We start from the raw sequence: 6,609 nt of genomic DNA, 5'->3' as shown, positions 1-6,609 counted from the left end.
CCGTGCCCGCCGTCCCCGCGGGGCCCGCCCGGGCCGCCCGCTACTTCGACGACCGCTCACCGGGGGCGCCGGCCGCCCCCGCCCGTCTGGGGGTGGAGGACGCGGCCGGGGGGGGGGGCCGTCCGGCACCGCCGTCACGACGAGGTCAGCTCCGCGACCAGCCGCCGGTAGACGTCGAAGGCCGGCTTGCGGGTGTAGTCGTCCCGGAGCAGGCCGAACCGGTCGAAGACCCCGGCACCCGCACTGTCCGCGTCCCGCAGGCTGAAGAACGCATAGCCCTCGATGGCGAGTTCGGAGGCGAGGCCGGCAACCGTCCGGACCACCTCCGCCACCACCTCGGCCTGCCGCCGCTCGGTCCGGTCCGGACCGGTGGGCCAGCCGTGCTCACAGATCCGCAGTGGCACCGACGGGCCGATGCCGGCCTTGGCGACCGAGCCGTGCCGGAAGTCCGTGAGCACCGCGGTGACCATCTCCGCCAGCCGCTCCGGCGGCAACGGCCGGAAGACGTCAGGGAAGAAGTCCAGGCCGACGTAGTCGAGCGCACGGTGGAAGCGCTCGTCGGCGAGGGCGCCGAGCTCCGTCCAGAAGGTGTCCGCCGGATCGAGGTTCAGCGCCGCGTTGAAGCCGACCCTGAGGTCGTGACCGCAGGCGAGCGCCTCCTCCTTGGCCGCGATCACGCCCTGCACCAGCGCCTGGCGGACGTTGGGGACGCTGCCGTCGAGCACGGGCAGAGCGACGTTGGGCTCCTCGCAGATCTGCAGGACGGCGATCCGGTGGCCCTCGGTCCGGACGGTGTGCCGGACGAAGTCCAGCCAGCCGTCCAGCCGCCCGTCCGGCTCCCGGAACTGGAGGACGAGGTCGAGGCGGCGGCCCTCGACCGCGTAGCGCTCCGGCTCGGCCGGGGTGGCCCGCCCCTCCGGGTGCTGACGGTAGGCGCGCACCAGGAAGGAGGGCGCCGCGCCCTGGAGTTCGCGCAGGGCGGCGGTGATCAGGGCGGGATCGTCGGGGTGGACGGGTTCGATCAGGCCGGTTTCGTCGCCGATCAGGCCGCCGGGGTAGATGCCGAAGGTGAAGGTCATGCCGCCACCGTAGCCGATATTTTTGGTGTCACTGCAAATTTAGCGTGACACTATGATTCGGGCATGGGACTTCGCGAACGCAAGAAGCAGCAGACCCGGGCCCTGCTGGCCGACACGGCGATGGGCCTGTTCGTCGAGCGCGGGTTCGACCGGGTCACCGTGGCCGAGGTGGCCCGGGCGGCCGGGGTCTCCGCCAACACCGTCTTCAACTACTTCCCGACCAAGGAGGACCTCTTCTTCGACCGGCAGGAGGAGGTGACCGCCCACCTGGCCACCGTGGTGCGGCAGCGGCCGGCCGGCACGTCCGCCGTCGACGCCGTCCGGGCCGACCTGCTGGCCAGGCTGGCGGCGGGCGAGCCGACGTACGGGCTCAGCGCCGAGGCCGCGGTGTTCTGGCGGGTGGTCACGGAGAGCCCGGCGCTGCGGGCCCGGCTGCTGGAGCTGGGCGAACGCTCCGAGGCGGCACTCGCGGCGGTACTGGCCGAGGAGTCGGGGGCCGCGCCGGACGACCCCCTGCCGCGGGTGCTCGCGGGCGCCGTCGCGGGGGCACACCGGGCGGTGCTGGCGGAGATCCGGCGCGGAATCGTGGCCGGCGAGCCGGCCGAGAGCATTCGGGTCCGGGCCGAGGCGGCGGCCGGTGCGGCGTTCGGCCTGCTGCGGACCGGACTGGCGGACTACCCCGCACGATGAGGACCCCGCCCCGCGCCCGGCACTCGGGTGCTGCGGCATTGCGGCATTGCGGGACCCCGGGAGGACGCGTCAGGCCGCCCGGTCGGGTGACCGGGCGGCCCGACGGCGCCCAGCAGCGGCGCGCGGCCGGGGCGCGCAGCCGGACATCAGCGGCTAGCTGTGGCGTCCGCGACGGCGGGCGGCCAGGACGGCGAGGCCGCCGAGGCCCAGCAGGCCGACGCCGGCCAGGCCGAGGACGACCGGGCCGTTGCCCGCACCGGTCGACGGCAGCTCAGCGCCGCCGCCGGGCGGCGTGCTGCCGGTCGGCCGGTGACTGGTGGGCCAGTGCCCGGTCGGGTGCGTGGTCGGGCTGGTCGGCGCGGGCGAGGTCGGGCCGGTCGGGTGCGGGCTCGTCGGGTGCGGGCTCGTCGGGTGCGACGTCGGCGAAGTCGGGTGCGGGCTCGTCGGGCGGGGGCTCGTCGGGTGCGACGTCGGCGAAGTCGGGTGAGGACTGGTCGGGCGGGGGCTCGTCGGGTGCGACGTCGGCGAAGTCGGGTGCGGGCTCGTCGGATGCGACGTCGGGCTGGTCGGCGACGGGGACGTCGGAGAGGGCGACGTCGGAGAGGGGCTCGGGGACGTCGGAGAGGGGCTCGGGGACGTCGGGGACGGACTCGGCGTCACGTCGCAGTCCGGGAGGTCCCCGTCGAACGGGTAGCTGTGGATCTCGTATCCGCCGGTGCCGGTCTGGATCAGGTTGCCCGCCAGGTAGACCCGCCCGTTGAAACCGGCCTGGGCGATGGTGGTGGTACCGCCCGCGTTGCCCGCCATGACCGAGCCCTGGAACTGCGCGCTGCCGAGGATCCGCGCGCTGGTGGAGGTGGGGAAGTTCCACATCAGCTTGGAGCGCATCCCGGTGGTCTGGTCGCCGGGCAGGCCGGTACCGGTGTAGGTGTTGATGATCGCGTCGTCCGGCAGGATGTTGACGACCACGGTGGCGCCGGACGGGATGCCGGCAAAGACCAGACCGATTTGCTGGCCGGCCGAGCCCAGGTTCCGGTTGACGTTGAATACCTGCTTCATGCTGGTGCCGTCACCGGTGAAGGTCGCCTCGCTGGCGGTCACCGCGACCGTGCCGGTGGCGGTCGCCCTCCCGACGCAGGCGGAGACCTCCTCGATCCGGGTGAGCACCGACCGGTAGGGCGCCGCGGCGTCCGGATCCTTGATCGCCTGGCCGGTCGGGTCGATGTTGACGGTGCCGGAGAGCGTGCCCGCGTACCGCAGGTTCCCGAAGGCCTGGCCCTTGGAGTCGCTGCCGCCGATCAGGATCCGGTTGTCGGTCTTCACGTCCACGTTGCCGCCGACGGTGACGAAGTCGCTCCCGTCGGGCGGCACGACGCGCGAACCTACGCCCACCACACCCATGTTGAAGGCGCCGCCGCCCTGGCTCTTGTCGACGGTGAGACTGCCGAGCGTGACGATCTTGCCCTCGGCCTCGGCGGCGCGGCCGTTCACGGTGTAGTCGCCGCCCGTGAAGATGTTGATCGAGGCGTCCCGGCCCGCGAAGTCGCCGTTGTGCGGCGGCGACGGCCAGGTGGCCGGACAGTCGGGCCCGGTGCAGGCCCCCAGCGGCGGCGCCAGCGGCGCGGCCGAACCGACCGTCAGCACGGCGGCCAACGGCAGCGCCGCGACGACGGTGGCCACCGCCACCCGGAGGGCCCGGCGCCGGCGGACCTCCGGCGTCCTCGCCATGACGGCTGTTCTGTGATCCGGCGTACCGGTGTCCTGACCCATCGACACATTCCTCCGCACAGAGAAAAGGGCAGGTCGGACAACCTGCCGCGGTTCATTGATCCTGTGCTGATTCCACCGAATCCGGGACATCCAACACTAAATCGGACTATCCATACCTGGAGATCATCAGAGCCGATCCGAGCATCATCCGGACGGGCCAGCCGCCGCGTGTCCGCCCGCCACGGCTAGGTTGGGGACCATGACTTCCGAGGACCAGGACCCGCACGCCCCGCTCGCCGCCGTCGCGGCCAGCGCGGACGTCCTGCGGCACCCCGAGGCCGGCGAGCACCTGCTCACCCCGCTGGAGCGCGAACGCGCCGCCCGGTTCCGGCACGACGCCGGCCGGGCCGACTACATCGCCGCGCACATCCTGGTCCGACTCTGCGCCGGCCGGCTGCTCGGTGTCCCGGCCGCCGCGCTGACGCTGGCCCAGAACTGCCCCGACTGCGGAAAGGCCGACCACGGCCGCCCGTACCTGCCGGACCACCCGGACGTCCACGTCAGCCTCTCCCACACCAACGGCGTCGTCGCGGCCGCCGCCGGACACCGGCCGATCGGCGTCGACGTGGAGCTCACCGCGCGCAGCGGCGCGCTCCTCGACGTCGCCGGGCGGGTGCTCGGCGCCGCTGAGCTGCGGCTGGTCGAGGCGCACCCGGAGCCGGGGACGGCGTTCCTGCGGCAGTGGGTGCGGAAGGAATCGCTGATCAAGCTCGGGCGGACCAGCCTCGACGGGCTCGCCGCCGTCGACCTCTCCGCCCTGCCGCTCGACGTCCCGGCGGGCCGTCCGCTGCTCAGCCGCTACCAGGACCTGCACCTGCTCGACTGGACCGACGCCGCGCACGGGGCGGCCGTCTCGGCGGTGAGCACCGCCGCGCCACGGGTCGTCCTGCTGACGCCGCCGACCGCCTGAGCGTCCGGGCACCTGAGAGTCCGGGCCCCACGGCAGGCGGGCCGCGGTGGGCGAGCCGCGACGGGCAGCGAGGACGGGACGGCGAGGACGGGACGGCGAGGTCGGGACGACCCGGCCGCGCGGCGGGCGGGCGGTGCGACCCGACCGGTGGGGCGCCGGATAAGCGGTGTTAGCGTGCCTGCTCAGGGCGCGGAACCGGACGCCCCGGCTGCCCGTGCCGCACTCCCGGCGCGCAGCCCCCGTTGGATCAAGGGATGCCCCCGCCATGGCCAAGTTCCTGCTGAGCCTGCACGTCCTCGCCTCGGTGCTGTTCATCGGCCCGGTGGCGGTGTCCGTCAGCATGTTCCCGCGCCGGGCGAAGGCCGCGCTGGCCGGCGGGCCGGACCGGGCCGCCGACGCCGGCATGCTGCGGCTGCTGCACCGGATCACCCAGGTCTACGCGCTGCTGGGGATAGCCGTCCCGGTGATGGGCATCGGCGTCGCCCAGGTGATGGACGTGCTCGGGCAGTCCTGGCTGATCGTCTCGATGGTGCTCACCGCGCTCGCCGCCCTCTCCCTGCTGCTCTTCGTGCTGCCCGCGCAGCAGGCGGCGGTGGACGCGCTCGACCTCGACGGCGGGGCGCCCGAGCACGGCAAGGCCGTCCAGGGCCTGCGGCTGCTGCCGATGACCGCCGGTGTCTTCAACCTGCTCTGGGCCGTGGTCGTGGTGCTGATGATCATCCGCCCGGGCTCGACCACGGGCGCCTGAGCCGCCGGCCCGGCGCGCCCGGTACGGTCCTGTCATGACGACGGCGGGGACAGAGACCGGTACCGGGACGGGTGTGGGAGCGCTGCTGCGGGGCTGGCGCGAGCGGCGGCAGCTCAGCCAGCTGCAACTGGCGCTGCGGGCCGACTCCTCGGCCCGGCACGTCAGCTTCATCGAGACCGGGCGCTCCCGCCCCAGCCAGGAGATGCTGCTGCGGCTCGCCGACCAGTTGGACATCCCCGTACGGGAGCGCAACTCCCTGCTGCTGGCCGCCGGTTACGCCCCGCACTACCCCGAGACGCCGCTGGACGACCCGGCGATGGACGCGCTGCGGGCGGGCATGGAACGACTGCTGGCCTCGCACGACCCGTACCCCGCGCTGGTGGTCGACGGCACCTTCCGGGTGCTGGCGGCCAACCGCTCGCTCGGCCTGCTGCTCTCCGGCGTCGCCCCGCACCTGCTGGCGCCGCCGCTCAACGCGATGCGGATCACCCTGCACCCCGACGGGCTGGCACCGCGCATCGTCAACTTCCGGCAGTGGCGGCGGCACCTGCTGGAGCGGATGGAGCACCAGATCTCGCTGGTCCGCTCGGAGCCGCTGCGGGAGCTGTTCGACGAGGTCCGGGCCTACCCCGAGCCGTCGACGGCCGTCGACGAGCCGGAGGAGGACATCACCGAGCTGTTCCCGTTCGCCCTGCCTATGCGGGTGGCGTTCGAGGGACGGGTGCTGTCCTTCCTCTCCACCATCGCGACCTTCAACACGCCCATGGACGTGACCGTCTCCGAGCTGGCCATGGAGACGTTCCTCCCGGCCGACGCGGAGACGGTCGCGTTCCTGCAGGCGGCGGTGCCCGCCGACCGTTAGCGGTCGCTGCGGTCGAGCCCGCGCAGGGCGGTGAACTGGAGGACGGCGAACAGCGCCACGGTGCCGGCCTGCGCCGGGATCCAGACCAGCCCGGCGGTGCTCGGCTCCAGCCAGAACTCCATCGCGACCAGGCTGAGCACCGCCCAGACCACGTTGACGTCGATCACCGCCTGCACCGCGAGGCGGGCCGGGCGGCGGCGGGCGGCCAGGAGGCCGACGGCGAGACCGAACACCGCGAGGACTGCGCCGAGTTCGACCAGGGTGGAGCCGCCGACGCCGAGCAGGTCGCCGAGCGGACCGGAGAAGGCCAGGTAGGCGAGGCCGTTTCCGCCGCTGACCACCGCGTCGAGGGCGAGGAAGCGGCGAAGGTTCTGCTGGGCCTTCTGGCCGGAGGCGGACGTGCGGGCGGCGGTGAGGGCGTTCGCGGACATGGCGGATCAGCCTCCGGAGGTGGGTTCGGGCCCCGGTGCGGTCGGCGCGACCGGGTGCTCCACACTCTGCCCGGCCGGTTCCGGGGCGTCGATTACCTCCGGGGTAATGGCCCAGGTCG

7 protein-coding genes are annotated in these 6,609 nt (G+C 73.7%); 4 read left to right on the top strand and 3 right to left on the bottom strand.

What is annotated here, in order from left to right; all coding sequences use genetic code 11:
• Positions 1-134 precede the first annotated feature (134 nt).
• Positions 135-1,079, bottom strand: coding sequence for a hypothetical protein (locus ACFC1F_RS13690; protein WP_376158005.1), 945 nt, complete (start codon positions 1,077-1,079; stop codon positions 135-137).
• 63 nt (positions 1,080-1,142) lie between these two features.
• Between ACFC1F_RS13690 and ACFC1F_RS13685 the strand changes: the two genes are divergently transcribed.
• On the top strand, positions 1,143-1,769 hold the full coding sequence (locus ACFC1F_RS13685) for a TetR/AcrR family transcriptional regulator (RefSeq protein ID WP_376158003.1): 627 nt from the start codon (positions 1,143-1,145) through the stop codon (positions 1,767-1,769).
• A gap of 153 nt (positions 1,770-1,922) precedes the next feature.
• Here ACFC1F_RS13685 and ACFC1F_RS13680 read toward each other — a convergent pair whose 3' ends face one another.
• On the bottom strand, positions 1,923-3,497 hold the full coding sequence (locus tag ACFC1F_RS13680; RefSeq protein WP_376158001.1) for a choice-of-anchor A family protein: 1,575 nt from the start codon (positions 3,495-3,497) through the stop codon (positions 1,923-1,925).
• A gap of 241 nt (positions 3,498-3,738) precedes the next feature.
• Here ACFC1F_RS13680 and ACFC1F_RS13675 point away from each other — a divergent pair, with 241 nt between their 5' ends.
• The 3 genes from ACFC1F_RS13675 to ACFC1F_RS13665 all read left to right on the top strand — a co-directional run bounded on the left by ACFC1F_RS13675 (position 3,739) and on the right by ACFC1F_RS13665 (position 6,059).
• Entirely contained in the window at positions 3,739-4,449 is a 711-nt protein-coding gene (locus ACFC1F_RS13675) for a 4'-phosphopantetheinyl transferase family protein (protein WP_376157999.1), read from the top strand.
• 265 nt (positions 4,450-4,714) lie between these two features.
• Positions 4,715-5,197 (top strand): DUF2269 family protein, encoded by a 483-nt coding sequence (locus ACFC1F_RS13670; protein ID WP_376157997.1) that lies wholly within the window; start codon positions 4,715-4,717, stop codon positions 5,195-5,197.
• 34 nt (positions 5,198-5,231) lie between these two features.
• Entirely contained in the window at positions 5,232-6,059 is an 828-nt protein-coding gene (locus ACFC1F_RS13665) for a helix-turn-helix domain-containing protein (protein ID WP_376157994.1), read from the top strand.
• On the opposite strand, the gene ACFC1F_RS13660 is transcribed toward ACFC1F_RS13665, so the two are convergent.
• Positions 6,056-6,490, bottom strand: a complete 435-nt coding sequence (locus ACFC1F_RS13660; RefSeq protein WP_209413428.1) for a hypothetical protein — start codon at positions 6,488-6,490, stop codon at positions 6,056-6,058. The genes ACFC1F_RS13665 and ACFC1F_RS13660 overlap by 4 nt on opposite strands.
• Positions 6,491-6,609: the final 119 nt, after the last annotated feature.

Source organism: Kitasatospora sp. NPDC056181 (genome assembly GCF_042266225.1).
GTDB lineage: Bacteria > Actinomycetota > Actinomycetes > Streptomycetales > Streptomycetaceae > Kitasatospora.
Note: the sequence above shows the minus strand (reverse complement) of the source record. Positions and strands in the feature narration are given on the sequence as shown.

Excerpts from the sequence above, each read along its gene's own strand:
- ACFC1F_RS13690 (WP_376158005.1), bottom strand. The coding sequence starts at position 1,079 with ATGACCTTCACCTTCGGCATCTACCCCGGCGGCCTGATCGGCGACGAA.
- ACFC1F_RS13685 (WP_376158003.1), top strand. The coding sequence starts at position 1,143 with ATGGGACTTCGCGAACGCAAGAAGCAGCAGACCCGGGCCCTGCTGGCC.
- ACFC1F_RS13680 (WP_376158001.1), bottom strand. The coding sequence starts at position 3,497 with ATGGCGAGGACGCCGGAGGTCCGCCGGCGCCGGGCCCTCCGGGTGGCG.
- ACFC1F_RS13675 (WP_376157999.1), top strand. The coding sequence starts at position 3,739 with ATGACTTCCGAGGACCAGGACCCGCACGCCCCGCTCGCCGCCGTCGCG.
- ACFC1F_RS13670 (WP_376157997.1), top strand. The coding sequence starts at position 4,715 with ATGGCCAAGTTCCTGCTGAGCCTGCACGTCCTCGCCTCGGTGCTGTTC.
- ACFC1F_RS13665 (WP_376157994.1), top strand. The coding sequence starts at position 5,232 with ATGACGACGGCGGGGACAGAGACCGGTACCGGGACGGGTGTGGGAGCG.
- ACFC1F_RS13660 (WP_209413428.1), bottom strand. The coding sequence starts at position 6,490 with ATGTCCGCGAACGCCCTCACCGCCGCCCGCACGTCCGCCTCCGGCCAG.